General features: G+C 70.4%; 20 protein-coding genes. 11 read left to right on the plus strand and 9 right to left on the minus strand.

What is annotated here, in order from left to right; translation table 11 throughout:
- Positions 1-57: 57 nt before the first annotated feature.
- Together EFL26_RS22400 and EFL26_RS22405 are read right to left on the minus strand one after the other, a co-directional pair.
- The gene (locus EFL26_RS22400; protein WP_123225160.1) at positions 58-1,314 is read right to left on the minus strand and encodes a saccharopine dehydrogenase family protein; all 1,257 of its coding nucleotides are present in this window, start codon (positions 1,312-1,314) and stop codon (positions 58-60) included.
- 4 nt (positions 1,315-1,318) lie between these two features.
- On the minus strand, positions 1,319-2,779 hold the full coding sequence (locus EFL26_RS22405; RefSeq protein WP_123225161.1) for a gamma-aminobutyraldehyde dehydrogenase: 1,461 nt from the start codon (positions 2,777-2,779) through the stop codon (positions 1,319-1,321).
- A 154-nt stretch (positions 2,780-2,933) separates the two neighbouring features.
- Between EFL26_RS22405 and EFL26_RS22410 the strand changes: the two genes are divergently transcribed.
- Entirely contained in the window at positions 2,934-4,382 is a 1,449-nt protein-coding gene (locus EFL26_RS22410) for an aspartate aminotransferase family protein (protein ID WP_123225162.1), read from the plus strand.
- A gap of 11 nt (positions 4,383-4,393) precedes the next feature.
- Here the strand turns inward: EFL26_RS22410 and EFL26_RS22415 are convergent, their stop codons facing one another.
- The 5 genes from EFL26_RS22415 to EFL26_RS22435 are packed head-to-tail and all read right to left on the minus strand — an operon-like array spanning position 4,394 to position 9,787.
- Positions 4,394-5,749 (minus strand): NAD(P)/FAD-dependent oxidoreductase, encoded by a 1,356-nt coding sequence (locus EFL26_RS22415; RefSeq protein WP_246000346.1) that lies wholly within the window; start codon positions 5,747-5,749, stop codon positions 4,394-4,396.
- Between the two features lie 31 nt (positions 5,750-5,780).
- Entirely contained in the window at positions 5,781-6,605 is an 825-nt protein-coding gene (locus EFL26_RS22420; protein ID WP_123225164.1) for an ABC transporter permease, read from the minus strand.
- Positions 6,602-7,501: an ABC transporter permease gene (locus tag EFL26_RS22425; protein WP_123225165.1), complete on the minus strand. Its 900-nt coding sequence runs from the start codon at positions 7,499-7,501 to the stop codon at positions 6,602-6,604. The genes EFL26_RS22420 and EFL26_RS22425 overlap by 4 nt, the downstream gene beginning before the upstream one ends.
- Positions 7,501-8,631 carry an ABC transporter ATP-binding protein gene (locus tag EFL26_RS22430; RefSeq protein ID WP_123225166.1) on the minus strand — a complete coding sequence of 377 codons (1,131 nt, stop codon included), beginning with the start codon at positions 8,629-8,631 and terminating at the stop codon, positions 7,501-7,503. Before EFL26_RS22430 ends, EFL26_RS22425 begins: the two co-directional genes overlap by 1 nt.
- Entirely contained in the window at positions 8,615-9,787 is a 1,173-nt protein-coding gene (locus EFL26_RS22435; RefSeq protein ID WP_123225167.1) for a polyamine ABC transporter substrate-binding protein, read from the minus strand. The genes EFL26_RS22430 and EFL26_RS22435 overlap by 17 nt, the downstream gene beginning before the upstream one ends.
- 141 nt (positions 9,788-9,928) lie before the next feature.
- On the opposite strand from EFL26_RS22435, the gene EFL26_RS22440 reads away from it, so the two are divergent.
- From EFL26_RS22440 to EFL26_RS22455, 4 genes are all read left to right on the plus strand, one after another.
- A complete protein-coding gene (locus EFL26_RS22440) occupies positions 9,929-10,411 on the plus strand; it encodes an Lrp/AsnC family transcriptional regulator (RefSeq protein ID WP_221177115.1) in 483 nt (160 codons plus the stop codon).
- A gap of 44 nt (positions 10,412-10,455) precedes the next feature.
- Positions 10,456-11,814 (plus strand): NAD(P)/FAD-dependent oxidoreductase, encoded by a 1,359-nt coding sequence (locus EFL26_RS22445; RefSeq protein WP_246000347.1) that lies wholly within the window; start codon positions 10,456-10,458, stop codon positions 11,812-11,814.
- A gap of 220 nt (positions 11,815-12,034) precedes the next feature.
- A complete protein-coding gene (locus EFL26_RS22450; RefSeq protein WP_123225169.1) occupies positions 12,035-13,081 on the plus strand; it encodes an ice-binding family protein in 1,047 nt (348 codons plus the stop codon).
- A gap of 56 nt (positions 13,082-13,137) precedes the next feature.
- Positions 13,138-13,731, plus strand: coding sequence for a class F sortase (locus tag EFL26_RS22455; protein WP_221177116.1), 594 nt, complete (start codon positions 13,138-13,140; stop codon positions 13,729-13,731).
- Positions 13,732-13,745: 14 nt separating this feature from the next.
- Here the strand turns inward: EFL26_RS22455 and EFL26_RS22460 are convergent, their stop codons facing one another.
- The gene (locus EFL26_RS22460; protein ID WP_123225170.1) at positions 13,746-14,306 is read right to left on the minus strand and encodes an NYN domain-containing protein; all 561 of its coding nucleotides are present in this window, start codon (positions 14,304-14,306) and stop codon (positions 13,746-13,748) included.
- Between the two features lie 9 nt (positions 14,307-14,315).
- On the minus strand, positions 14,316-14,921 hold the full coding sequence (locus tag EFL26_RS22465) for a GrpB family protein (protein ID WP_123225229.1): 606 nt from the start codon (positions 14,919-14,921) through the stop codon (positions 14,316-14,318).
- A gap of 141 nt (positions 14,922-15,062) precedes the next feature.
- On the opposite strand from EFL26_RS22465, the gene EFL26_RS22470 reads away from it, so the two are divergent.
- From EFL26_RS22470 to EFL26_RS22495, 6 genes are all read left to right on the plus strand, one after another.
- Positions 15,063-17,054 (plus strand): alpha-1,4-glucan--maltose-1-phosphate maltosyltransferase, encoded by a 1,992-nt coding sequence (locus EFL26_RS22470; RefSeq protein WP_123225171.1) that lies wholly within the window; start codon positions 15,063-15,065, stop codon positions 17,052-17,054.
- Positions 17,051-18,784: a maltose alpha-D-glucosyltransferase gene (gene treS, locus EFL26_RS22475; RefSeq protein ID WP_123225172.1), complete on the plus strand. Its 1,734-nt coding sequence runs from the start codon at positions 17,051-17,053 to the stop codon at positions 18,782-18,784. The genes EFL26_RS22470 and treS overlap by 4 nt, the downstream gene beginning before the upstream one ends.
- Complete coding sequence (locus tag EFL26_RS22480; protein ID WP_123225173.1) at positions 18,774-20,159, plus strand: maltokinase N-terminal cap-like domain-containing protein; 1,386 nt, start codon at positions 18,774-18,776, stop codon at positions 20,157-20,159. The genes treS and EFL26_RS22480 overlap by 11 nt, the downstream gene beginning before the upstream one ends.
- Positions 20,160-20,161: 2 nt before the next feature.
- Complete coding sequence (gene glgB / locus EFL26_RS22485; protein WP_123225174.1) at positions 20,162-22,201, plus strand: 1,4-alpha-glucan branching protein GlgB; 2,040 nt, start codon at positions 20,162-20,164, stop codon at positions 22,199-22,201.
- Positions 22,202-22,424: 223 nt separating this feature from the next.
- Positions 22,425-23,204, plus strand: coding sequence for an NUDIX domain-containing protein (locus EFL26_RS22490; protein ID WP_246000348.1), 780 nt, complete (start codon positions 22,425-22,427; stop codon positions 23,202-23,204).
- 86 nt (positions 23,205-23,290) lie between these two features.
- Positions 23,291-24,577 carry an FAD-binding oxidoreductase gene (locus EFL26_RS22495; protein ID WP_123225175.1) on the plus strand — a complete coding sequence of 429 codons (1,287 nt, stop codon included), beginning with the start codon at positions 23,291-23,293 and terminating at the stop codon, positions 24,575-24,577.
- Positions 24,578-24,667: the final 90 nt, after the last annotated feature.

The raw sequence follows: 24,667 nt of genomic DNA on the forward strand, positions 1-24,667 counted from the left end.
GCTGCGCAACCGCGCCTCAACCACCCGACGGTCGAGGCACGGGCGGTTTCGGCAGGCTCAACCAGCGGTGGTCGAGCCTGCCGAAACCTCCTCCAGCCCCCAGGGCGATCCGTAGGCGGTGAGCAGGTCGAGGAACGGCACGGCGTCGAACGCCTCGGGCCCGAGGATCCCCGTGCCGGACCAGGCGCCGGTGGCCAGCAGCTCGAGCGCGACCACCGGGTTGATCGCGGTCTGCCAGACCACGCACTGGTGGCCGTACTCCTGCATCGACCAGTCGTTGTCGACGACATGGAACAGATAGGAGCTTCGGGGCAGTCCGTCCTTGCCCGTGCCGGTGACGTGCAGGCCGGCACAGGTCTTGCCGTGCATCCGGTCGCCGAGCCTCGCGGGGTCGGGCAGGCAGGCCGCCACCACGTCGCGCGGCGAGACCTCAGCCGTTGCCGCCGCTCGTCCTGAGCCTGCCGAAGGGACCCGCACCTTGTCGGTGCGGTCGAGGCCGAGCTTGTGCAGGGTCTTGAGCACCTCGATGAACTCGTTGCCGAGGCCGTACTTGAAGGTGACCCGCTTCGCCTCGACCCACCGAGGCATGAGGAGCACCTCCTCGTGCTCGACGTTCACGCACTCGACCGGCCCGATCCCTTCGGGGAAGTCGAAGACCTCGGGCTCGCTGAAGGGCGCGGTGGTGAACCACCCGCGGTCCCGCTCCCACACCACGGGCGGGTTGAGGCACTCCTCGATCGTGGTCCAGATCGAGAACGACGGGGCGAAGTCGTAGCCGTCCACGGTGAGGTTCGACCCGTCCCGGGTGCCCAGCTCGTCGATCTCGGAGAAGAGGTGGTCGGCGGCGTACCGGGCGAAGACGTCGGAGAGGCCGGGCTCCACACCCATCCCCACGAGGGCGAGGCGCCCGGCCTGCTCCCAGTCCGCCGCACGGGCGAACTGCTCGTCCCCCAGCTTGACGCCGCACTCCTCGTACGGGCGCTCGGCGTGCGGCCGCGACAGGCTCATGGCCATGTCGAGGTAGTCCGCGCCCGCCGCGAAGGCACCGTCGAAGATCGGCATGACGAAGCGCGGGTCGACCGCGTTCATCACGTGCGTCGCGTTGAACTCCCGCGCCAGCGTCGCGACCGACTCGGCGCTGGACGCGTCCACGCGGGCCGCCGTGAACCGGCCGTCGGCCGCCTCGACCACGGCCTTCTCGGCCCGCGCCTCGTCGTGGTCGGCGACCAGGCAGGCCTCGAAGAAGTGCCGTCGGCGCGCGATCGCGACGAACGCCGAGCCGACGCCGCCCGCGCCCACCAGCAGGATCCGCACGGGGTCAGCCCTCCCCGAGGAAGCTCATCACGTGCTTGATCCGGGTGTAGTCCTCGAGCCCGTACATCGAGAGGTCCTTCCCGTAGCCACTGTGCTTGAAGCCGCCGTGCGGCATCTCGGAGACGAACGGGATGTGCGTGTTGATCCAGACCACGCCGAAGTCGAGGTCCCGGCTCATCCGCAGGGCGCGCGCGTGGTCGCGCGTCCACACGCTCGAGGACAGGCCGTACTCGACGCCGTTGGCCCAGCGCAGCGCCTCGGCCTCGTCGTCGAAGCGCTGGACCGTGATCACCGGCCCGAAGATCTCGCTCTGGATCTGCTCGTCGTCCTGCCTCAGGCCGGACAGCACCGTCGGCTGGTAGAAGTAGCCCTGCTCTCCCCCGGCGACGTCGGCCCGTCCGCCACCGGCCTCGACGTTCGCGTGGTCCGGCAGCCGGTCGACCATCCCGGAGACCCGGGCGAGCTGGTCGGGGTTGTTCAGCGGACCGAAGAGCACGTCCTCGTCGTCGGGCATGCCGGTCTTCAGCGTGCGGGCCTGCTCGGTGAGCGCCGAGACGAAGTCGTCGTGGATGCGCGGACCGGCCAGCACCCGGGTCGCCGCCGTGCAGTCCTGACCGGCGTTGAAGTAGCCGGCCGTCGCGATCGCCTCGGCTGCCGCCTCGAGGTCGGCGTCGTCGAAGACGATCACCGGCGCCTTGCCCCCGAGCTCGAGGTGGACGCGCTTGAGGTCCGTCGCGGCCGCACCGGCGACCTCCATCCCGGCGCGGACCGACCCCGTGATCGACACCATCTGCGGCGTCTTGTGGGTCACCAGCAGACGACCGGTGTCGCGGTCGCCGGTCACGACGTTCAGGACTCCCGGCGGCAGGAACTCCTGGCAGATCTCCGCGAGCAGGACCGACGAGGCAGGGGTCGTGTCACTCGGCTTGAGCACCACGGTGTTGCCGGCGGCCAGGGCCGGCGCGATCTTCCAGATCATCATCATCAGCGGGTAGTTCCACGGCGTCACCTGACCGACCACGCCGATCGGCTCGCGACGGATCCACGAGGTGTGGCCGGGGAGGTACTCACCGGCGGACTTCCCCTCGAGCACCCGCGCGGCGCCGGCGAAGAACCGGAAGTGGTCGGAGCTGGGTGGCAGCTCCTCGCTCGCGGTGAGACCGATCGGCTTGCCGGTGTCCTTGACCTCGACGGCGACGATCTCGTCGGCGCGGGCGTCGATCGCGTCGGCGATCTTCAGCAGCGCCTCGCTGCGCTCCTTGGGGCTGGTCCGCCCCCAGGTCTCGAACGCTGCCGCGGCCGCGGCGTACGCGCGGTCGACGTCCTCGGCACCGCTGGCCGGGGCGGCGGCGTAGACCGCACCCGTGGTCGGGTCGACCACGTCGTACGTCGCACCGGACGCCGCCTCGACGAGCTCGCCGCCGACGACGTTCTTGAGCACCTTCAGGTCGCTGTTCTCAGGCATGGCAGAAGTCAACCGGCCAGCGCGACGGTGGTCAAGCAACTCACAACGAAATCCGCAGGTTGTTCGCGCCCGGACCTACGAAAGCATCACTTCAGGCCGCTGGAGCATGCGGATTCACTTGCTGATCCCGGATCGGCTTGGCACACTGGCGGCCATGACCGACTCCAGCTCCGGCGGTGCCGACCAGGCGCGCCAGCAGGCCGCCCGGGACCACCTGTGGATGCACTTCACCCGCCACTCCTCCTACGACCGGGCGGAGATCCCCACGATCGTGCGCGGAGACGGTGCCTACATCTACGACGCCCACGGCCGGCGCTACCTCGACGGGCTCGCCGGGCTGTTCGTGAGCCAGGTCGGCCACGGTCGCACCGAGCTCGCCGAGGCCGCCGCCAAGCAGGCCTCCGAGCTGGCCTTCTTCCCGCTGTGGTCCTACGCCCACCCGAGCGCGATGGACCTCGCCGCGCGCATCGCCGGCTACGCGCCCGGCGACTTGAACCGGGTCTTCTTCACCACCGGGGGCGGCGAGGCCGTCGAGACCGCGTGGAAGCTGGCCAAGAACTACTTCAAGCTCACCGGCAAGCCCACCAAGCACAAGGTGATCAGCCGGGCGATCGCCTACCACGGCACCCCCCAGGGCGCGCTCTCGATCACCGGCCTGCCCGGGATGAAGGCGCAGTTCGAGCCGTTGGTGCCGAGCACCTTCCGGGTGCCGAACACCAACCTCTACCGCGCGCCCGACCAGTTCCAGGGCGGCCGGCCCGAGGACGCCACGGCGTTCGGGCGCTGGGCCGCGGACCGCATCGCCGAGGTGATCGAGTTCGAGGGCCCCGACACGGTCGCCGCCGTCTTCCTCGAACCGGTGCAGAACTCCGGTGGGTGCTTCCCGCCGCCGCCGGGCTACTTCGAGCGCGTGCGCGAGATCTGCGACGAGTACGACGTGCTCCTGGTGAGCGACGAGGTGATCTGCGCGTTCGGGCGGCTGGGCCACATGTTCGGGGCCGAGCGCTACGGATACCAGCCCGACATCATCACCTGCGCCAAGGGCCTGACCTCGGGCTACGCGCCGCTCGGCGCGATGATCGCCACCGACCGGCTCTTCGAACCGTTCGCCAAGGGCACCGAGTCGTTCCTGCACGGCTACACCTTCGGCGGCCACCCGGTCTCGACCGCGGTCGCGATGGCCAACCTGGACATCTTCGAGCGCGAGCAGCTCAACGAGCACGTCCGCGACACCGAGGGCGCCTTCCGGGCGACGCTGGAGAAGCTGCTCGACCTGCCGCTGGTCGGCGATGTCCGCGGCGACGGGTACTTCTACGGGATCGAGCTGGTCAAGGACAAGGCGACCAAGGAGACCTTCGACGACGCCGAGTCCGAGCGGCTGCTGCGCGGCTTCCTGTCCAAGGCGCTCTTCGAGGCAGGGCTGTACTGCCGTGCCGACGACCGCGGCGACCCGGTCGTCCAGCTCGCGCCCCCGCTGATCTGCGACCAGCAGCACTTCGACGAGATCGAGTCGATCCTGCGGGCCGTGCTGACCGAGGCGGAGAACCACATCGACCCGCTCGAGCACGGGCGCCCGCACCATCGCACCACCGCGGCGGGCTGACCGAGGACGCGTCAGGAGTCGAAGCCGAGGCCCAGCCGGTCCATCGCGCGCAGCCAGAGGTTCTCGCGGCCGCCGTGGCGGTCGGCCCGGGCCAGCGACCACGTGGTCGCCCGGACGCCGGCCCAGCGCAGCGGTTCGGGCGGGAACGGCAGCGGCCGCTCGCGCACCATCCGCAGCGACGTGCGCTCGGTCTCCAGCCCGGCGAGCTGGTCCAGCGCGACCTCGGCGGCGAACCGGGTGGCGCCGACCCCGAGCCCGGTGAAGCCGAGCGCGTAGGCCACGCGTCCGCCGTACGCCGTGCCGTGGAACGCCGTGAACCGCGTGCAGGTGTCGATCACGCCGCCCCACCGGTGCGTGAACCGCAGGCCCTCGAGCTGGGGGAAGGTCGTGAAGAAGTTCGCCGCGAGCGTCTCGAAGGTTTCCGGTCGCTGCTCGTACGTCGCCCGCTGCCGGCTCCCGAAGTGGTAGATCGCGTCGTACCCGCCCCACAGGATCCGGCCGTCGCGCGTGGTGCGGTAGTAGTGGAAGCGGTTGGTCCGGTCCGAGATGCCCTCCCGGCCCTCCCAGCCGATCGCGGCCCGCTGGGCCGGTGACAGCGGCTCGGTCATCAGCGCGTAGTCGTAGACCGGCACCGTCATCAGCCGCAGCCGGCGCAGCAGCGGCCGGGCCGCGTTGGTCGCCAGCACGACCCGGTCCGCCGAGACGAACCCGCCGGCGGTGCGTACCTGCAGGCGCCCGCCCTCGTCCGAGAGCCCCTGCACACGCGTGTGCTCGGCGATCCGCACACCGGCGCGCAGGCAGGCCTGCCGCAACCCCCAGGCCAGCCGCGCGGGCTCCACGAGCGCGCAGTCCGGGTCGTGCAGCGCCGCGCGGTAGGTGGGCGAGGACACTCGCCGGCGCAGGGCATCCTCCCCCAGCAGGGCCAGGGTGTGCCCGATGGCTGACGCGGCCTGCTGCTCCTCACGCAGGTCGGCGACCTGGTGCTCCGAGGTCGCGACACTGAGCGAGCCCGACCGCAGGAAGTCGCAGTCGATGCCGTGCTCGGCGATGGCCGTCTCGATCGCGTCGAGGTTCTCGCGGCCCAGCCTGACCAGCGTGGGCATCTCCTCGGGCCAGCGGGCCAGGCCGTTGCCCAGGCCGTGCGTGAGGCTGGCCTCGCAGAAGCCGCCGTTGCGACCGCTCGCCGCGTGGCCGCAGGTGTCCGCCTCGACCACGAGCACGTCGCGATCCGGCTCCCGCGTGACCGCGAGCAAGGCGGTCCACAGGCCGAGGTACCCACCGCCGACGACGACGAGGTCGGCGTGCACCGGCCCGGTCAGCGGCGCCGCCGGCTCCGGCCTCCTCGGGTCGTCGAGCCAGTACGGCACCGGGGCCGCGTCGGCAAGGGCAGCTCCCGGGTCAGCGGGCGAGCGCACGGGTCTGGCGCCGGTTGTTGACCTCACCGCCGACGACGAGCACGATCGCGATCAGGAACATCACCGTGCCGATCACGTTCACCTGCATCGGCACTCCGCGCTGCGCGGCACCCCAGACGAACATCGGGAAGGTCGTCGTCTGACCGGCGTTGAGGTTCGTGATGATGAAGTCGTCGAACGACAGCGAGAACGCCAGCAGCGCGGCCGCGAGGATGCCCGGCAGCACCAGCGGGAAGGTCACCCGCCAGAACGTCTCCCGTTCGTTGGCGTAGAGGTCCATCGCCGCCTGCTCGAGGTTGTCGTCCAGGCCGGACAGGCGGGCCTTGACCGTGACGATCACGAAGGACAGGCAGAACATCACGTGGGCGATGAAGATCGTCCAGAAGCCGAGCCGGCCCCCGAAACCCCGGGCCACGAACAGCGCCAGCAGGGAGGAGCCCATCACGATCTCCGGCGAGGCCATCGGCAGGAAGATCACCGTGTTCGCGAACGACCGGCCCCTGAACTCGTGCCGGACCAGCCCGAAGGCGGCCATCGTGCCGATGATCGTGGCGACCAGCGTGGCCAGCAGGCCGATGCCGACGCTGATCCCCACCGCGTGGCACATCCCGGCCGGACCGCACGGGTGCGCCCAGTTGTGCAGGGTGAAGTCGTGGAACCGGTAGACGTTCTTGGACTTGCCGGGGTCGTTGAAGCTCATCAGGACCACGACCGCGATCGGCACGAACATGTAGACGAGGACCACGATCCCGAGCGCGAGGACCAGGTGTGCCTTGGTCCAGCGGAGTGCCTGCGCGACCAGGCTCATACCAGCTCCTCCGTCCCGACCTTGCGGATGTAGACGAGGACGAGGCCCACGATCAGCGCCATCAGGATCACCGAGAGCGCCCCCGCCGCGGCGTAGTCCTGGGTCGAGGTGAACAGGCTCTGGATCACGTTGCCGACCATCCGCTGGCCCGGGCCGCCGAGCAGCTGGGCGTTGATGAAGTCACCCGCGGCCGGGATGAAGGTGAGCAGGGTGCCCGCGACGACGCCGGGGAGCGACAGGGGCCAGGTCACCTTGAAGAACGCGGTGAACGGCGAGGCGTACAGGTCCCCGGCCGCCTCGATCAGGCGCCCGTCGATCTTCTCCAGGCTGGCGTAGAGCGGGAGCACCATGAAGGGCAGGAAGTTGTAGACGATGCCCGACACCACGGCGAACCAGGTGTTCAGCAACCGGCCGTCGCTGCCGAGGATGTGCACCTTCTGGAAGAGGTCCACGATGAAGCCGTGGTCGGAGAGGATCAGCTTCCACGAGAGCGTCCGGAGCAGGAAGCTGGTGAAGAACGGGGCGATCACCAGCACCAGCAGCAGGTTGCGCCACCGCCCGGCCTTGAAGGCGATCGCGTAGGCGAGCACGTAACCGATCACCAGGCAGACCAGGGTCGCCAGCCCGGCGTACCAGAGCGAGCGGAGCAGCTCGGGGTAGTAGTTCTTGACCGCCGTGCCGAAGTTGCCGACGTGGTAGGTGACGTCGTACCCGGTCAGCACCGAGCCGTTCGGGTCGAACAGGCTCGCCGAGACCAGCGAGTAGAACGGCACCACGAAGAACAGCAGCAGCCAGAGCGCGCCCGGCGCCAGCAGCCAGTACGCCGTCCAGCGGCCGCCGCCGACCCGCTTCGCGGTGTCCTCGGTGGCCCGTGCCGGCGCTGTGATCGCCGCCATCACTCCTCCTCGATGCCGGCGTGTGCGTCCTGGCTGGCGTCGAGGAGGAAGGCGTACTCGGGCCGCCAGGAGATGTCCACCTTCTCGCCGTGGGTGAACAGCCGACGCCGTCCGGTGTTCTGCTCGAACACCTGGAGCTCCTGCCCCCACGGCATCCGGACGAGGTACTGCGTGCTGACCCCGACGAAGCTGACGTCGGTGACGACGCCACCCTCGAGGTGGTTGCCCGGGGCGTCGATGTCCTCACCGACCTCGGCGACGAGCACCTTCTCCGGCCGGATGCCGACCCAGCCCTCGCCGCCGTCGGTGTGCGCCCGGTCGAACGGGACCGACACGACGATGCCGTGCATGTCCACCTTGACGAAGTCGCCCTCGCGACCGACGACCTTGCCGGCGATGAGGTTGGACTGGCCGAGGAAGTTGGCGACGAACGTCGTCCGCGGGTTCTCGTAGAGCTCGGCGGGCGCACCCATCTGCTCGATCACGCCGGCGTTCATCACCGCGACCGTGTCGGCCATGGTCATGGCCTCCTCCTGGTCGTGGGTCACGTGCACGAACGTCAGCCCGACCTCGGTCTGGATCCGCTTCAGCTCGATCTGCATGGACCGGCGCAGCTTGAGGTCGAGCGCGCCCAGCGGCTCGTCGAGCAGCAGCACGTCGGGCCGGTTGATCAGCGCCCTGGCCAGTGCGACCCGCTGCTGCTGACCGCCGGAGAGCTGCGCCGGCTTCTTGCGCGCCTGGCTCTCGAGCTCGACCAGCGCGAGCATCTCGCTGACCTGCCGGTCGACCTCCTTGGACTTCCGGCGCCGCAGCCCGAACGCGACGTTCTCGTGGACGTCGAGGTGCGGGAAGAGCGCGTAGCTCTGGAAGACCGTGTTGACCGGGCGCTGGTACGGCTTGGCGTAGGTGATGTCGGTGTCGCCGATCCGGATCGTGCCCGAGGTCGGCGTCTCCAGGCCCGCGACCATCCGCAACGTCGTGGTCTTCCCGCAGCCGGACGGTCCGAGCAGGGCGAAGAACGACCCGTGCGGCACGTCGAGGTCCAGCGAGTCCACGGCCCGGAACGCAGCGAACTCCTTCGTGACCTGGGACAGGTGGAGACTGCGCGAGCCCTCAGACGCCTGTGACATTGGAGAACTGCCTTTCGAACTCGCGGGTCTGGAATTCCTTGAGCGCCATGAAGCGGTGGGTCTGCTTCAGCGTCTCCTCGGTGGGGAAGATGAGAGGGTTCTCGACGTTGTCCTTGTCGACCTTCTCCATCGCCTGCTGGGCGCCCTTCACCGGGCAGATGTACTGGTTGTAGTCGGCCAGCTTCGCGGCGTTGTGCGGGTCGTAGTAGAAGTCGATCCACTTCTCGGCGTTGCCCCGATGGGTCGCCAGGTTGGGCACCAGCATGTTGTCGGCCCAGATCATCATCCCCTCCTCCGGGGGGACGAAGACCAGGTTGTCGTCGCCGGCGTTGGCGATGTCCCCCGACCACGCCTCGCAGGCCAGCACGTTGCCGGCGGAGAGGTCCTGGACGTAGTCGTTGCCCGTGAACCGGCGGATCTGGCCGTCGCTGGTCGCCTTGGTCAGCGCGTCCATCGCCTGGGCCCACTGGTGGTCGGTGAAGTCGGCCGGGTCGGTGCCCTGACTGAGCATGATCAGGCCCATGGTGTCGCGCAGCTCGGTGAGCATCGTGACCCGGCCGGTGAGGTCCTTGCGGGTCAACAGCTCGCCGAACGACTTCACCGGCTTCTTCAGGTACTTCTTGTTGTAGGCCATCCCGGTCAGCCCGCTCTGCCAGGGAGCCGAGTACGCGCGCTTCGGGTCCCACGCGGGCTGCGCCAGGGAGTCGATCAGGTTCTCGTGCAGGTTCGGCACCTTCGCCGGGTCGATCGGCTGGATCCAGCCCACGTCGATCATCCGGGCGGCCATCCAGTCGGTCAGGACGAACATGTCCCGCTTGGTCGACTGGCAGCCACCGAGCTGGTTCTTCACCTTGGCGAAGAACTCGGAGTTGTCGTTGACGTCGTCGGTGTAGCTGACCTTGATGCCGGTCTGCTTCTCGAAGTCCTGCAGCGTCGAGTGGTAGCCCTTGTCGGGCTCGTCGATGTACAGCGGCCAGTTCGAGATCACGAACCGCTTGTCGCGGGCGGACACGTCGGTCGACGTGCACGTCGCCGGGTCCTGCTTGAGCCCCGCGGTGCCGAATCCCTTCAGCGCCGCGATGCTCCCGAGGCCGAACACCGCACCGGCGCCGCCCCTCAGGACCGTCCTCCGGCTGATCCCGGATGTGTCGACCACATGACCTCCCCTGCGTATTGCGAGGATCGTGGCACGGCATTTCGGGTACGACAAGGGATTCCGTTGTGAATATCTTGTTTCGCAACGAAATACGCGGCTGGGTGCTTGCCGCCGAGGTCCCGGAACGAGAGCATGTCCAGCATGGCGGACCACGGCGACCACACGACGGGACGACACACCCACCTCGACGAGGTGTCCAAGGCGATCATCGCCCAGCTCCAGCAGGACGGTCGGCGCGCCTACGCGAAGATCGGCCAGGCGGTCGGGCTGTCCGAGGCGGCCGTCCGCCAGCGGGTGCAGCGGCTGATCGACAGCGGTGTGATGCAGATCGTGGCGGTCACCGACCCGATGGAGCTCGGCTTCGCCCGCCAGGCCATGATCGGGCTGACCGTCGAGGGCCAGCTCGAGCCGGTCGCCGACGCGCTCGCGGAGATGGACGAGATCGAGTACGTCGTGATCACCGCCGGCGGCTTCGACATCCTGGTCGAGGCGGTCTGCGAGAGCGACGAGCACCTGCTCTCCGTGCTGTCGTCGCGGATCCGCGCGATCCCGGGCGTGCGCGGCACGGAGACCTTCGTCTACCTGAAGCTGAAGAAGCAGACCTACTCCTGGGGTGTGCGCTGACCGATCGCTCCCACGGGTCGTCGCCCGGTGACGCCCTGCGCTCGTTGTCGCTCTGGCACGACACCGCGGACGACGACTTCAGCCCGCGCAGCCCGCTGCCGGGCCCGGCGTCGTACGACGTGGTGGTCGTCGGCGCGGGCTTCACCGGCCTGTGGACCGCCTACTACCTGGCGCGCGCGGATCCGTCGCTGCGGATCGCGGTGCTGGAGGCGGAGGTCGCCGGCTTCGGCGCCTCGGGCCGCAACGGCGGCTGGTGCAGCGCACTGTTCCCGACTCCGTGGCGATCCCTGGTCGCGCGCTCCTCCCCCGCCGAGGCGCTGCGGCTGCACCGGGCGATGGCGGCCACGGTCGTCGAGGTGGGCAGCGTGCTCGACCGGGAGGGCATCGACGCGCACTACCGGCGCGGCGGCACGGTGACGCTCGCACGGTCGAAGGCGCAGCTGGCCCGGTTGCGCGAGGACCTCCGGGTGGCACGCGAACGCGGGTTCGGCGAGGCCGACCTGCGCCTGCTCGACCAGGACGAGGCCGTGGCCCACGTGGCCGCCGGCGGTGTCCGCGGCGGCCTGTTCACCCCGCACTGTGCGGCCGTTCACCCGGCTCGACTGGTCCGCGGGCTGGCCCGCGCGGTCGAGGCACGCGGTGTCGTGATCCACGAGCACACGCGGGTGCTGGCGATCCGGCCCGGCGCGGCCGTGACCGCGGCAGGCGAGGTGGCCGCGGACGTCGTGGTCCGTGCCACCGAGGGCTACACCGCCGCCCTGCCCGGAGCCCGGCGCGCGATCGCACCGGTGTACTCGCTCATGGTCGCCACCGAACCGCTGCCCGCCTCGACCTGGGACGAGATCGGGCTGACCTCGCGACCCACCTTCACCGACGGCCGGCACGTCGTCGTCTACGGGCAGCGCACCGCGGACGGACGGCTGGCGTTCGGCGGTCGCGGCGCGCCGTACCACTACGCCTCGCGCGTGCGGCCGGCCCAGGACCGGGAGCCGCGCGTGTTCGGGATGCTCCAGGAGACGCTGAGAGAGCTGCTCCCGCAGCTGGGCGGCGCGCGCTTCACGCACGCCTGGGGCGGTCCGCTCGGCATCGCCCGCGACTGGGCGGCGTCGGTCGGCCTCGACCGCCGGACCGGTCTCGCATGGGCCGGCGGCTACGTCGGCGACGGCGTCGGCACCAGCAACCTCGCCGGCCGCACGCTGGCCGACCTCGTGCTCGCGCGTGACACGGACCTGGTCTCGCTGCCGTGGGTCAACCACCGCAGCCGTGCCTGGGAGCCCGAGCCGCTCCGCTGGCTCGGCATCAACGCCGGCCTCCGCGCGATGCGGCTCGCCGACTGGGAAGAGGGCCGCACCCACCGCGCGAGCGTCGTCGCGCGGGCGATGGCGCCGCTGATCCACGGATGAGCGCACCGCCAGCGGACCGGCCGGAGCATCCGTGTTACGGTGCCAAGGCGTATATAGCAGGCAATTCGGACTTGACGTCCTGAGTATCCGACGGGCCTGCTGAGGTTCCTTGACTGACTGACACCGGTTTGCCGAGACATCCCCGATGCGTGGCCCTGGGCTGGAATCGCCGGTCACCCGACCGGCGGCACAGCGGGCCAACCAGCGGACCGGAGCCGCCATGTCCACTCCACCAACGTCCTTCTCCCCCTTCGCCCCTCGCCGAGGTGTGGCGGCAGCGTTCGGCGTCGCCTCGCTCGGACTGCTCGTCGCCGGCTTCGTCGGCGCGACGACCCCGGCGAGCGCTCTGGGCGCACCCGTGGGACTCGGCACCGCGGCCAGCTACGCCGTGCTCGCCGGCTCGACCGTCACCAACGCCGGGTCCTCGGTGATCCACGGGGACCTGGGCGTCAGCCCGGGCACGGCTGTCGTGGGCTTCCCTCCCGGGACGGTCGTGCCGCCCGGCGTGATCCACGCCGGCGATGCGCCTGCGGCCCAGGCGCAGCTCGACCTGACCACGGCCTACAACGACGCGGCCGGACGAGCCTCCAACGCGTCCATCACGGGCCAGGACCTCGGCGGCAAGACCCTGACCACCGGCGTCTACACGGCCTCCACCTCGCAGCAGCTGACCGGCGCGCTCACCCTGGACGCGAAGGGGGATCCGAGTGCGGTGTTCGTCTTCCAGATCGGCTCGACCCTGACCACCGCAAGTGCCAGCAGCGTCGTGCTGGTCAACGGCGCCTCGCCGTGCAACGTGTACTGGCAGGTGGGCTCGTCGGCGACGCTGGACACCGGCACCGCCTTCGCGGGCACGATCATGGCGCTCACCTCGGCGACCCTGAACACCGGCGCGACCGTGGAGGGCCGGGTCCTGGCCCGCAACGGGGCGGTGACGCTCGACGACAACGTGATCACGGCACCGGACTGCGCGACCAGCTCGGGGGTCACCGCCACGCCCACGAGTGCGGCGACCCCGACGAAGAAGCACCACACCTCCACGAACCACGGCTCCACGGACCACACCGCCTCGACGCCGTCGACCCCCACGACACCGGTCATCCCGACCGGTCACCCGAGCACCGGTGTCGGCGTCGCGCCTTCCTCCAGTGACACGGGCGGGAACGGCAGCGGCATCCTCTTCGCCCTGGCCGGACTCGCCGGGATCGCTGCGCTGATCGCGGCCCTGCTCGCGGCCGGGCCCGTCGCCGTCCGCACCCGCAGGTAGTCGTGCGGACGGCGGGCCACGCGGCGGCGGTTCGGGGCCGTGGACGGTGGGTGCTCATGGCGGCGCTCGGCGTTCTCGCCCTGATCCTGGGCGCGGCCGGCTGGATGGGTCTGACGCCGCCCTCGAAGGAGCGGACCCGAGCGGCGCCGGTCACCACGACGACGGTTCCCGTCGCCGGGGGGACGGTCCTGAAGGCCGCCCGGCCGACGCACCTGCGCATCCCCGCGATCGACGTCTCGGCGACCGTCACGTCCCTGGGGATCCACCCGGACCGGACCGTCGAGGTGCCCGCGAACCCTGACCAGGCGGGCTGGTACCGCCTGGGGTCTCACCCGGGTCAGGCCGGGTCGGCCGTGATCCTCGGGCACGTGGACTCCACGCACGGCCCTGCGGTGTTCTACCGGCTGCGCTCACTGACACGAGGGGACGGGATCGCCGTGCGAGCCTCCGACGGGTCGATCACCCACTTCGAGGTGACGTCGATCTCGACGTACGCCAATGCTGACTTCCCCGCGCAGAAGGTCTACCGGTCGACGGGCCGGCCCGGGCTCGCGCTGGTGACCTGCGGCGGCCGGTACGACGCCGCCCACGGTGGCTACCAGGCGAACGTCGTCGTGTTCGCCGACCTCGTGAGCAACGAGCCTCGCTAGCCCGGGAGGCTCGTTCAGAGGAACTGTGCGGGGTCGAACTCGTCGATCGGGATGATCCGGACGCGCGGCAGTCGCTCGTTGAACGAACGCACGTCGTACTCGAGGTCGAAGAACTCCAGGCCCTGGCCGGCGAGCTCGAGGAAGCCCTGGTTGCGGAACTCGGCGAACCCCACGACGCCCACCCGCCGACCGTCGAGCAGGTCCTCCACCTGCTCGACGAAGTCGCCGTCGTTGCTGACCAGCAGCACGTCGCCCTTGCGGCTCCGCAGCTCGGCGAGGGTGCGCTGGATGGCGATGTCGACCACCTTCTCGCCGGGCGCACCGGAGAGCGGGATCGGCCGGTAGCCGATCGCGAGCAGTGCCTGGACGAACGCCATCGGGAGCTCGTTGTTGGCGGCGAGGAAGAAGAGGCCCGTCGTCGGCTGGTCCCACCGCTCGGCGGCGAACTGGAGCAGCCGCTCCCAGCGTGGCCGCTCCTCCGGTCGAGGACGCCGCCCCAGGATCGAGCCACCCAGGGTGGCGTCGATGTTCTCCCCGTCCACCAGGACGTACGTCGTCCCCGCTGCGTCGTCCATGGGTCGACCCTAGGGCCCGTACCTGCTCCTCGCCCAGACGGTGAGCGAGTCCTGGATCCCGTCGAAGAACACTGTCTTCGCCCGGGTGTAGTCGTCGTAGTCGGGCTTTCCGGCGTTCTGTGCCGACAACGCCCGCTTGGTCGCCTCGTAGCGGGCCCGTTCGGCGGGGTGGGCACGCAGCCAGTCGCGGAACCACACGGTGTACCGACCCCACGGCGAGTCGCTGCGCCGGACGTGGAGGACCACGGAGGCCTGCCGCTGCACGTAGAGCCGCTTCTCCCAGACCTCCGGAGGCGCCGGTTCGTCGCCCCGCGGGATGTCGTGGCTGACGCCGGGAGAGTCGGGGCGCGCGCCGAGCGCGCGGTCGAACCCGAGCGGTCCCAACCGGCGGGCGAGCACGTCGTGGTCGGGAAGCGGGAGGATCCGGACCTGCAGGTCGAGGTACGGCTTCGCCGCGAGACCGGGCACCGAGGTCGAGCCGATGTGGTCGTACGCCGCGACGTCGGCACCCGGCAGCCCGCTGAGGACCCGGCGTACGTCCGTGAGGTGTGCGGCGGCGCGATCGGCCCAGGCGCCGTCGGGCTCGCAGAGCGCGGCCGGGTTCGGCTGGTCCACCACGTCACGGTAGCGGCCGCGCCGAGTCCAGCCGGTGGACGGGGACACCTGTTAGTCCCTTTGATCCCGGGTATAGGGACCAGCGTCGTCGCCGAGAGGCGTTGTTTGCGTGTTCGGTCCGGATTCGGAAGGGTGGAGGGCATGGTCGGTCGCATCCCTGTCTTCGATGTGACGCCGGTGGTGGAGCACGGGCGCTACCCGGCGAAGGCTGCCGTCGGTGAAGCGTTCCCGGTGACCGCCCTGGTGTTCCGCGAGGGGCACGACCAGCTGGGCGCGGAGGTCGTGCTCACCGACCCCAAAGGCGTGCGCCGAGCACCGGTGCGGATGACCGAGACCGGCACCGAGGTGAGCCGCATGGCCGCCACCGTGGCCGCCGACAAGGAAGGCTCCTGGACGTTCGCGATCGAGTCCTGGAGCGACCCGCTGGCGACCTGGCTGCACGACGCGGGCATCAAGATCCGGGCCGGCGTCGACGTCGACCTGATGTTCACCGAGGGCGTGCTCCTCCTGGAGCGCGTGCTGCCCCAGACCAAGGGCGCCGCCCGCAGGACCGTCGCCGGCGCGATCAAGGCGCTCGGGGACGAGCGGCGACCGGTCCAGGCGCGGCTCGCCGTGGCCGAGAGCCCGCAGCTGGCCGCCGTCTTCGCGAAGCACCCGCTGCGCGACCTGGTCAGCGTCGAAGGGCCCTACCCGCTCGAGGTCGACCGCAAGCGCGCGCTGTTCAGCGCGTGGTACGAGTTCTTCCCCCGCTCCGAGGGCGCGTACGTCGACGACGCGGGCCACGTGCACAGCGGCACGTTCGTGACGGCGGCCGAGCGCCTCGACGCCGTGGCCGCGATGGGCTTCGACGTCATCTACCTGCCGCCGATCCACCCGATCGGCGAGGTCAACCGCAAGGGCAGGAACAACACGCTGACCCCCAGCCCCGAGGACGTCGGCTCGCCCTGGGCGATCGGCTCGCGCAAGGGCGGCCACGACGCGATCCACCCCGACCTCGGCAAGCTCCGCGACTTCGACGCGTTCGTCCGCCGGGCCAAGAAGCTCGGCCTCGAGGTGGCAATCGACCTCGCCCTCCAGGCGGCCCCCGACCACCCCTGGGTCCGCAAGCACCAGGAGTGGTTCACCACCCGCGCCGACGGCACGATCGCCTACGCGGAGAACCCTCCGAAGAAGTACCAGGACATCTACCCGATCAACTTCGACAACGACCCCGACGGCATCTACGCCGAGGTGCTCCGCGTCGTGCGCCACTGGATGAAGCACGGCGTCCGGATCTTCCGCGTCGACAACCCGCACACCAAGCCGGTCGCGTTCTGGGAGCGGCTGCTCGGCGAGATCCGGGAGACCGATCCCGACGTGCTCTTCCTGTCCGAGGCGTTCACCAAGCCGCCGATGATGCACGCCCTCGGCAAGGTGGGCTTCCACCAGAGCTACACCTACTTCACGTGGCGCAACACCAAGGAGGAGATCGAGACCTACCTCCAGGAGGTCGCCCACGAGAGCGCGCACTTCATGCGGCCGAACTTCTGGCCGAACACCCCCGACATCCTCCACGAGTTCCTCCAGTACGGCGGCCCGCCGGCCTTCAAGATCCGTGCGGTGCTCGCCGCGACCGGGTCCCCGAGCTGGGGCGTCTACGCCGGCTTCGAGCTGTGCGAGCGGGTGGCGCTCAAGCCCGGCAGCGAGGAGTACCTCGACTCGGAGAAGTACCAGATCAAGATCCGCGACTGGGCGACCGCCGAGGCGGAGGGGCGGTCGCTGGCGCCGTACCTGACGCGCCTCAACCAGATCCGCCGGGCGCACCCGGCCCTCCAACAGCTGCGCGACCTCACCGTGCACCACAGCGAGGACCCGAACATCGTGGTGTTCAGCAAGGGGCGTGTGCGCACCGACCCGGAGGCCGACAGGATCGACGGCGACGCGGTCATCGTCGTGGTGAACGTCGACCCCCACGGCGCCCACGCGACCATGGCGCACCTCGACCTGGCGGCGCTCGGCCTGCCGCCCGACGCGCCGTTCGACGTGCACGACGAGATCAGCGACCAGACCTGGCAGTGGGGCGCACACAACTACGTGCGGCTCGACCCCGCGGTCGAGGTGGCACACATCTTCACGGTGAGGAGCAGGGTTTGACGCAGGTGGCGACCGAGGACGAGACCGGAGGACTCTCGCTGGAGCCGGAGTGGTTCAAGACGGCGGTCTTCTACGAGGTCCTCGTCCGCAGCTTCAAGGACTCCGACGGCGACGGCGTCGGCGACTTCCGGGGTCTCACCGAGAAGCTCGACTACCTGCACTGGCTCGGCGTGGACTGCCTCTGGGTGCCGCCGTTCTTCACCTCGCCGCTGCGCGACGGCGGCTACGACGTCGCCGACTACACCAACATCCAGCCCGAGGTCGGCACCGTCGAGGACTTCCACGCCTTCCTCGACGCGGCACACTCCCGCGGCATCCGCGTGATCATCGACTTCGTCATGAACCACACCAGCGACCAGCACCCGTGGTTCCAGGCCAGCCGGAGCGACCCCGACGGCCCGTACGGCGACTTCTACGTCTGGTCCGACACCGACGAGCTCTACCAAGAGGCCCGGATCATCTTCGTCGACACCGAGCCGTCGAACTGGACGTGGGACCCGGTCCGCCAGCAGTACTTCTGGCACCGGTTCTTCTCCCACCAGCCCGACCTGAACTTCGACAACCCCAAGGTCCACGACGCGATCCTCGAGGCGATGTCGTTCTGGCTGGACATGGGCCTGGACGGATTCCGGCTCGACGCTGTGCCTTACCTCTACGAACGTCCCGGCACCAACGGCGAGAACCTCAAGGAGACCCACGAGTTCCTCAAGAAGGTCCGCCGCATCGTGGACGAGAAGTACCCGGGCACGGTGCTGCTGTGCGAGGCGAACCAGTGGCCGACCGACGTGGTGGAGTACTTCGGCGACCCGGACGTCGGCGGCGACGAGTGCCACATGGCCTTCCACTTCCCGGTGATGCCCCGCATCTTCATGGCCGTGCGGCGCGAGTCGCGCTTCCCGATCTCGGAGATCATGGAGCAGACGCCGCCGATCCCGTCGAACTGCCAGTGGGGCATCTTCCTGCGCAACCACGACGAGCTGACGCTCGAGATGGTCACCGACGACGACCGCGACTACATGTGGTCGGAGTACGCCACGGACCCGCGGATGAAGGCCAACATCGGCATCCGCCGCCGGCTCGCGCCGCTCCTGGACAACGACACCAACCGGATGGAGCTGTTCACCGCGCTGCTGCTCTCCCTGCCCGGCTCTCCCGTCCTCTACTACGGCGACGAGATCGGCATGGGCGACAACATCTGGCTCGGTGACCGCGACGGCGTACGCACCCCGATGCAGTGGACCTCCGACCGGAACGCCGGGTTCTCCTCGGCCACTCCGGGCAAGCTCTACCTCCCGGCGATCCAGGACCCGGTTTTCGGGTACCAGTCGGTCAATGTGGAAGCCGAGCTCGACAACTCCTCGTCCCTGCTGCACTGGACGCGCCGCATGATCCACGCGCGCAAGCAGCACCCCTGCTTCGGCCTCGGCGGGTTCCACGACCTCGGCGGCTCGAACCCGTCGGTGCTCTCCTACGTCCGCGAGCACCAGTACGTCGACGAGGACGGCAATCCGGCGACCGACACCGTGCTGTGCGTGAACAACCTGTCCCGCTTCCCGCAGCCCGTGGAGCTCGACCTGCGCCGCTGGGAGGGCGTGGAGCCGATCGAGCTGCTCGGGGGCGTGCGGTTCCCCCAGATCGGTGAGCTGCCCTACCTGCTCACGCTCGGAGGCTACGGCTTCTACTGGATCCGGCTCCCCGAGTCGGAGGGAGGTGAGCCCGATGACGGCTGAGCAGACCCGCGAGTCCGCGTTGCGGGCCTTCGTGACCGAGGCCCGGTGGTTCGGCGGAAAGGGGCGCGACTTCGAGGTGGTCGACGTGCGCGACGTCGCCCTCGCCGACGACCTGTCCACGACGCTGGTGACCCTCCGGTTCGCCGACGACGGCGAGACCGCGGCGTACCAGGTCCCGATGGCGGCCTACGAGGAGCAGCAGGAGCGCATCTCCCACGCCTTCGTCGGCGAGTGGGACGACCGCTACCACTACGACGCCGTGCACGACCGGGAGTCGATGCAGCGCTGGCTCGAGGCGTTCGCGGCCGCGACCATGGCGCAGCCGCACGGCGCCTTCCACCGCACCGCCGAGCACGACCTCGACCTGGAGTCGCACTCGACGCTGTTCTCCGGCGAGCAGAGCAACTCCTCGGTGGCCTTCGGCGAGGACAGCCTGATGAAGCTGTTCCGCCGGGTGACCACCGGCCCGAACCCCGACATCGAGATCCTCGAGGCCCTCACCCGTGCCGAGAACACCCACGTCGCCCCGCTGTACGGGTACGTCGGGGTCGAGGACCTCCACCTGGCGATGCTGCAGAAGTTCCTGCGCACGGCCAGCGACGGCTGGGGTCTCGCGCTGGCCAGCACCCGCAACCTGTTCGCCGAGGGCGACCTGCACGCCGACGAGGTGGGCGGCGACTTCGCCGGCGAGTCCCACCGCCTCGGCGTCGCGGTCGCCGAGGTCCACGAGGTGCTGGCCCGGTCGTTCCCGACCCGGCCGCTCGACCTGCCCGCGGTCGCGACGGCGATGCGTGAGCGTCTGGACGCGGCCGTCGGCGTCGTACCCGCGCTGGCGGAGCACCGCGATGCCCTGGCGGAGCGCTTCGACGCGGTCGCGGGGATCAGCGACGTCGGGGCGCAGCCCGCGCAGCGGATCCACGGCGACCTCCACCTCGGCCAGACGCTGCGCACCTCGCTGGGCTGGAAGCTGGTCGACTTCGAGGGCGAGCCCGCCAAGCCGCTGGCCGAGCGCCGGCTGCCCGACTCCCCGTGGCGCGACGTCGCGGGCATGCTGCGCTCCTTCGACTACGCCGTCCGTGCGGTCGCGCGCGACCTGGACAGCACCGAGGAGGAGGCAGCGCAGATCGCCTACCGCTCCGAGGAGTGGGTGCAGCGCAACACGATCGCGTTCCTCGACGGGTACGTCGAGCAGCGTGGCACCGCGCTCACCCCCGAGGAGCACGCCCTGATCACCGCCTACGTGGCCGACAAGGCCGTCTACGAGGCGGTCTACGAGACGCGGAACCGGCCGTCGTGGGTGGACATCCCGATGGCCGCACTGCACCGGCTCGCCGCCGGCACCGAGTACGCCACCACGACATCCGGCACGGAGTGACGATGACGAGACCCGCACCGAACCTGTCCAGGACCAGCGTCCCGAAGACCCGCGAGCCCGCGGCGTCGCCGGACGCACCGGCGGCACCCGCCGCGCCGGCCTCCCCCACCGACGCCCCGGCGGCCGCGAGTCCGGCCGCGCCGACCGCGCCGGTCGAGGAGAAGCAGCTCGCGTCGCCGCTCGGCGACCTCGACCTGCACCTCATCGGCGAGGGTCGCCACTTCCGGCTCTGGGAGGCGCTCGGCGCCCAGGTCGAGGAGGGTGGCGTGCGGTTCTCCGTCTGGGCGCCCAACGCCCGCGAGGTACGCCTGATCGGCGACTTCAACGGCTGGGACCGCTCCACGATGCCGATGTCTCGCCGCCCCGAGTCCGGTGTCTGGGAGCTCGTCGTCCCGGGCGTGAAGTCCGGTGCCCGCTACAAGTTCGTCGTCGCCGGCGCCGACGGGCAGTGGCGCGACAAGGCCGACCCGATGGCCCAGCACACCGGCGTGCCTCCCGAGCAGCACTCCGTGGTCTTCGAGAGCAAGCACACCTGGACCGACGACGCCTGGATGGCGCAGCGGCCCGAGATGGCCGACCCGGCCCGCCCGATGTCGGTCTACGAGGTCCACCTCGGGTCGTGGCGCAAGCACCTCGACGGCTCCTGGTACGGCTACGACGCGCTCGCCGACGCCCTCGTCGAGTACGTCGTCGAGATGGGCTTCACGCACGTGGAGTTCCTGCCGGTGATGGAGCACCCGTTCGGTGGCTCGTGGGGCTACCAGGTCACGTCGTACTACGCCCCGACGTCGCGGTTCGGCGACCCCGACGGCTTCCGCCGGCTGGTCGACCGGCTGCACCAGGCCGGCATCGGCGTGATCCTGGACTGGGTGCCCGCCCACTTCCCGAAGGACGACTTCGCGCTCGCGCGCTTCGACGGCACGCCGCTCTACGAGGACCCGAACCCGCTGCGCGGAGAGCACCCCGACTGGGGCACGCTCGTGTTCAACTTCGGGCGCCTCGAGGTGCGCAACTTCCTGATCGCGAACGCGCTGTACTGGATGGACGAGTTCCACATCGACGCGCTGCGGGTCGACGCGGTCGCCTCGATGCTCTACCTCGACTACTCCCGCGGCGCCGGGCAGTGGAGCCCCAACGTGCACGGCGGTCGCGAGAACCTCGAGGCCGTGGCGTTCCTCCAGGACCTCAACCGCGCCGTCGACGACCACATCCCCGGCGGTCTGGTGATCGCCGAGGAGTCCACCTCGTGGCCCGGCGTCACCGCACCGACGTCCGACCACGGGCTGGGCTTCGCGCTGAAGTGGAACATGGGCTGGATGCACGACTCGCTGAGCTACATCCAGCGCGACCCGATGTACCGCTCCCACCACCACGGCCAGCTGACCTTCAGCCTCGTCTACGCCTGGTCGGAGCGCTACGTGCTGCCGATCAGCCACGACGAGGTCGTGCACGGCAAGGGGTCCCTGCTCCGCAAGATGCCGGGCGACCGGTGGAAGCAGTTCGCCGGCCTGCGGGCCTTCCTGGCCTACCAGTGGGCGCACCCCGGCAAGCAGCTGCTGTTCATGGGCACGGAGTTCGGACAGGACGGCGAGTGGGCCGAGTCCCGCGAGCTGGACTGGTGGTCGCTGCAGGACCCCGACCACGAGGGCGTCAGCCGGCTGGTGCGCGACCTCAACGCGACGTACAAGGACTCCCGGGCGCTGTGGACCCAGGACCACATCCCCGGCGGCTTCACCTGGCTGATCGCCGACGACGCCGCGTCGAACGTGATCGCGTTCGTCCGCTGGGGCAACCAGGGCGAGGCGCTGGTCTGCGTGTGCAACTTCTCCGGCATGCCGCACGAGAACTACCGGCTGCCGCTGCCCTTCGCCGGCGACTGGAACGAGGTCGTGAACACCGACGCGACCGCGTACGCCGGCTCCGGCGTCGGCAACCTCGGCACGGTGACGGCCCACGCCGACCCGTACCACGGCCAGCCGGCCAGCGCGACGCTCCGCCTCCCCCCGCTGGCCACCCTCTGGCTCACCCCCTCCGCTGGTTGAGTCGCCGACCGCTGGATGAGGTCGCCAAGGGTGGTTTCGAGGCTCGCTGGCGCTCGCACCTCAACCAGCTTATGGTTGAGGTCGCCCCGGGTGGTTTCGAGGCTCGCTGGCGCTCGCACCTCAACCAGCTGATGGTTGAGGCGCGGTCGCGCAGCGACCGCCTCGAAACCCCTGTGGACATGCCCACGAGAACACGTTCCGCCGGTCCCCGTAGTCTGTCCGCGTGTCCGCCGAACTGACCCCGATCGCCCCCGGCGTGGCCAGGCTGAGCTGGCCGAGCGACCTGCAGGCGCAGGGCCTCGGTCCGACCGTGGACGTCGTCCGCGTGGCCCTGGCGAAGGCGTTCAGCGACGGCCACCACCGGGTCGAGGTGCTCGTCGATCCCGACGACGAGGTCGCCCAGCGGATCGCGACCTTCTCGGGCCTGATGCGCGAGGGGATCGCCCGCAAGATCGACGCCGGCGCCGACCGGATCGTCTACGCCCGTCTCGCCGACGACACCCCCGTGGAGGAGCCGATGGGCTTCCGGCGCCTGCTCAACTCCTTCCTGCCGCGCAAGCGGGCGATCAGCCAGATGCTGATCCGCGCGCACGGCGAGTCCGGCGAGCAGCGCGTGCTGCTGTGCCAGCTGACCTACAAGAACGACTGGGACCTGCCCGGTGGCGTCGTGGAGGTGGGTGAGTCACCCCAGCTCGCGGTGTCGCGCGAGGTCGAGGAGGAGCTCGGCCTCGCCCTCGAGGCCGGGCCGCTCGTGCTGACCGACTGGCTCCCGCCCTGGGGCGGTTGGGACGACGCCGTGTGCCTGGTCTTCGACGGCGGCGTGCACCACGAGTCGATCCTCGAGCAGGTCGTGCGCCAGCAGCGCGAGATCCGGGCGGTGCGGTTCTGCACGCTCGAGGAGGTCCACGAGCTGTGCGCCGACTTCACGGCCCGACGCCTGGTGGCCGCGCTGCGCAACCTGTCGGACGACCCCGGACCGTCGTACACGGAGAGCGGTCGCTGACCCTCGGTCCTTGTGCTTTAAACAGTTGTGTTCAAGTCCACTTGAGCTCCTAGCGTGACGCGCGACGACACGGACGGGAGCTCCTGATGACCATCGACCACATCGCCATCCGCCCCGGCGACGCCGAGTACGACGCCGCCCGCACCACGATCGCCGGCACGGCCGCCCCGGCCGTCGTGATCCGGCCGACCACGACCGACGAGGTGGTCGACGCGATCGCCTACGTCCGCGAGCACGGCCTCGAGCTCGCCGTCCGCAGCGGCGGCCACAACGCCCTCGGGTTCGGCAACAGCGACGGCGGAGCCGTGATCGACGTCAGCCGGCTCGACTCCGTCGACGTGCTCGGCGACGGCCGCGTCCGGATCGGCGCCGGAGCCCGGTGGGGCGACGCCGCCGCCGCGCTCGCCGACCACGGCCTGGCGATCACGTCCGGCGACACCGTCTCGGTCGGGGTCGGCGGCCTCACCCAGGCCGGTGGCATCGGCTGGATGGTGCGCAAGCACGGCCTCACCGTCGACAGCGTCCTCGGAGCGGAGCTCGTGACGGCCGCCGGTGACGTCGTGCGCGCCGACGCCGGCACGAACCCCGACCTCTTCTGGGCCCTGCGCGGCGGAGCCGGCAACTTCGGGATCGTGACGGCGTTCGAGTTCCAGGCGCAGCCCGTGACCACGATCCACTTCGGCACGATCGCGTTCGCGCTGGACGAGGTGCCCCAGCTGCTCAAGGGGTGGGCGGCCGCGATGGACGCCGCCCCCGAGGAGCTCAGCACGGCGCTGGCGCTGATGCCGGGCTTCGGGGACTTCCCCGCGGGCGCGATGATGTGGGTCGCGTACTGCGGCGACGACCCGTCCGAGATCGACCCGCTCCGCTCGCTCGGCAACGTCGTCTCCGACACGGTCACCGAGAAGCCGTACGCCGAGGTGCTCGAGGAGGCGCACCCGCCCGAGGGCATTCAGCCGGTGCTCGGCAACGCCTTCCTCGAGCAGCTCTCGGGCGAGGTGATCGACGCGGTCGCGGCGGCGTACGCGCAGGGCACCGCCGGTCGGGTGGTGTTCTTCCGGAGCCTCGGCGGCGCGATGGGGCGCGTGGCCCCGGATGCGACGGCGTTCGCGCACCGGGCCGCGCAGGTGCTCGTGGTGTCGGCGAAGTTCCTCCCCCTGGACGCGCCCGACGAGGCCGTCGCGGGCGCCCGCGCGGAGTGGGAGACGATCGGTCGCCACGGCATCGGCGCGTACGCCGGCTTCCTCGGCTCCGACACCGCCGACGACCTGGCCGCGCTCTACCCGGCCGAGACCCTCGCACGCCTGACCGAGGTGAAGCGGGCGTGGGACCCGGAGAACCTGTTCCGCCGGAACTTCAACATCAAGCCCTGAGCACCGCGATAATCGCCGCGTGGGGGACGGACCCGGATTCTTCGAGGCGTACGACGCCGCGCTGACGCCGCTGCTCGGCGCCCAGGGCTT

Source organism: Nocardioides pocheonensis (assembly GCF_003725535.1).
GTDB lineage: Bacteria > Actinomycetota > Actinomycetes > Propionibacteriales > Nocardioidaceae > Marmoricola > Marmoricola pocheonensis.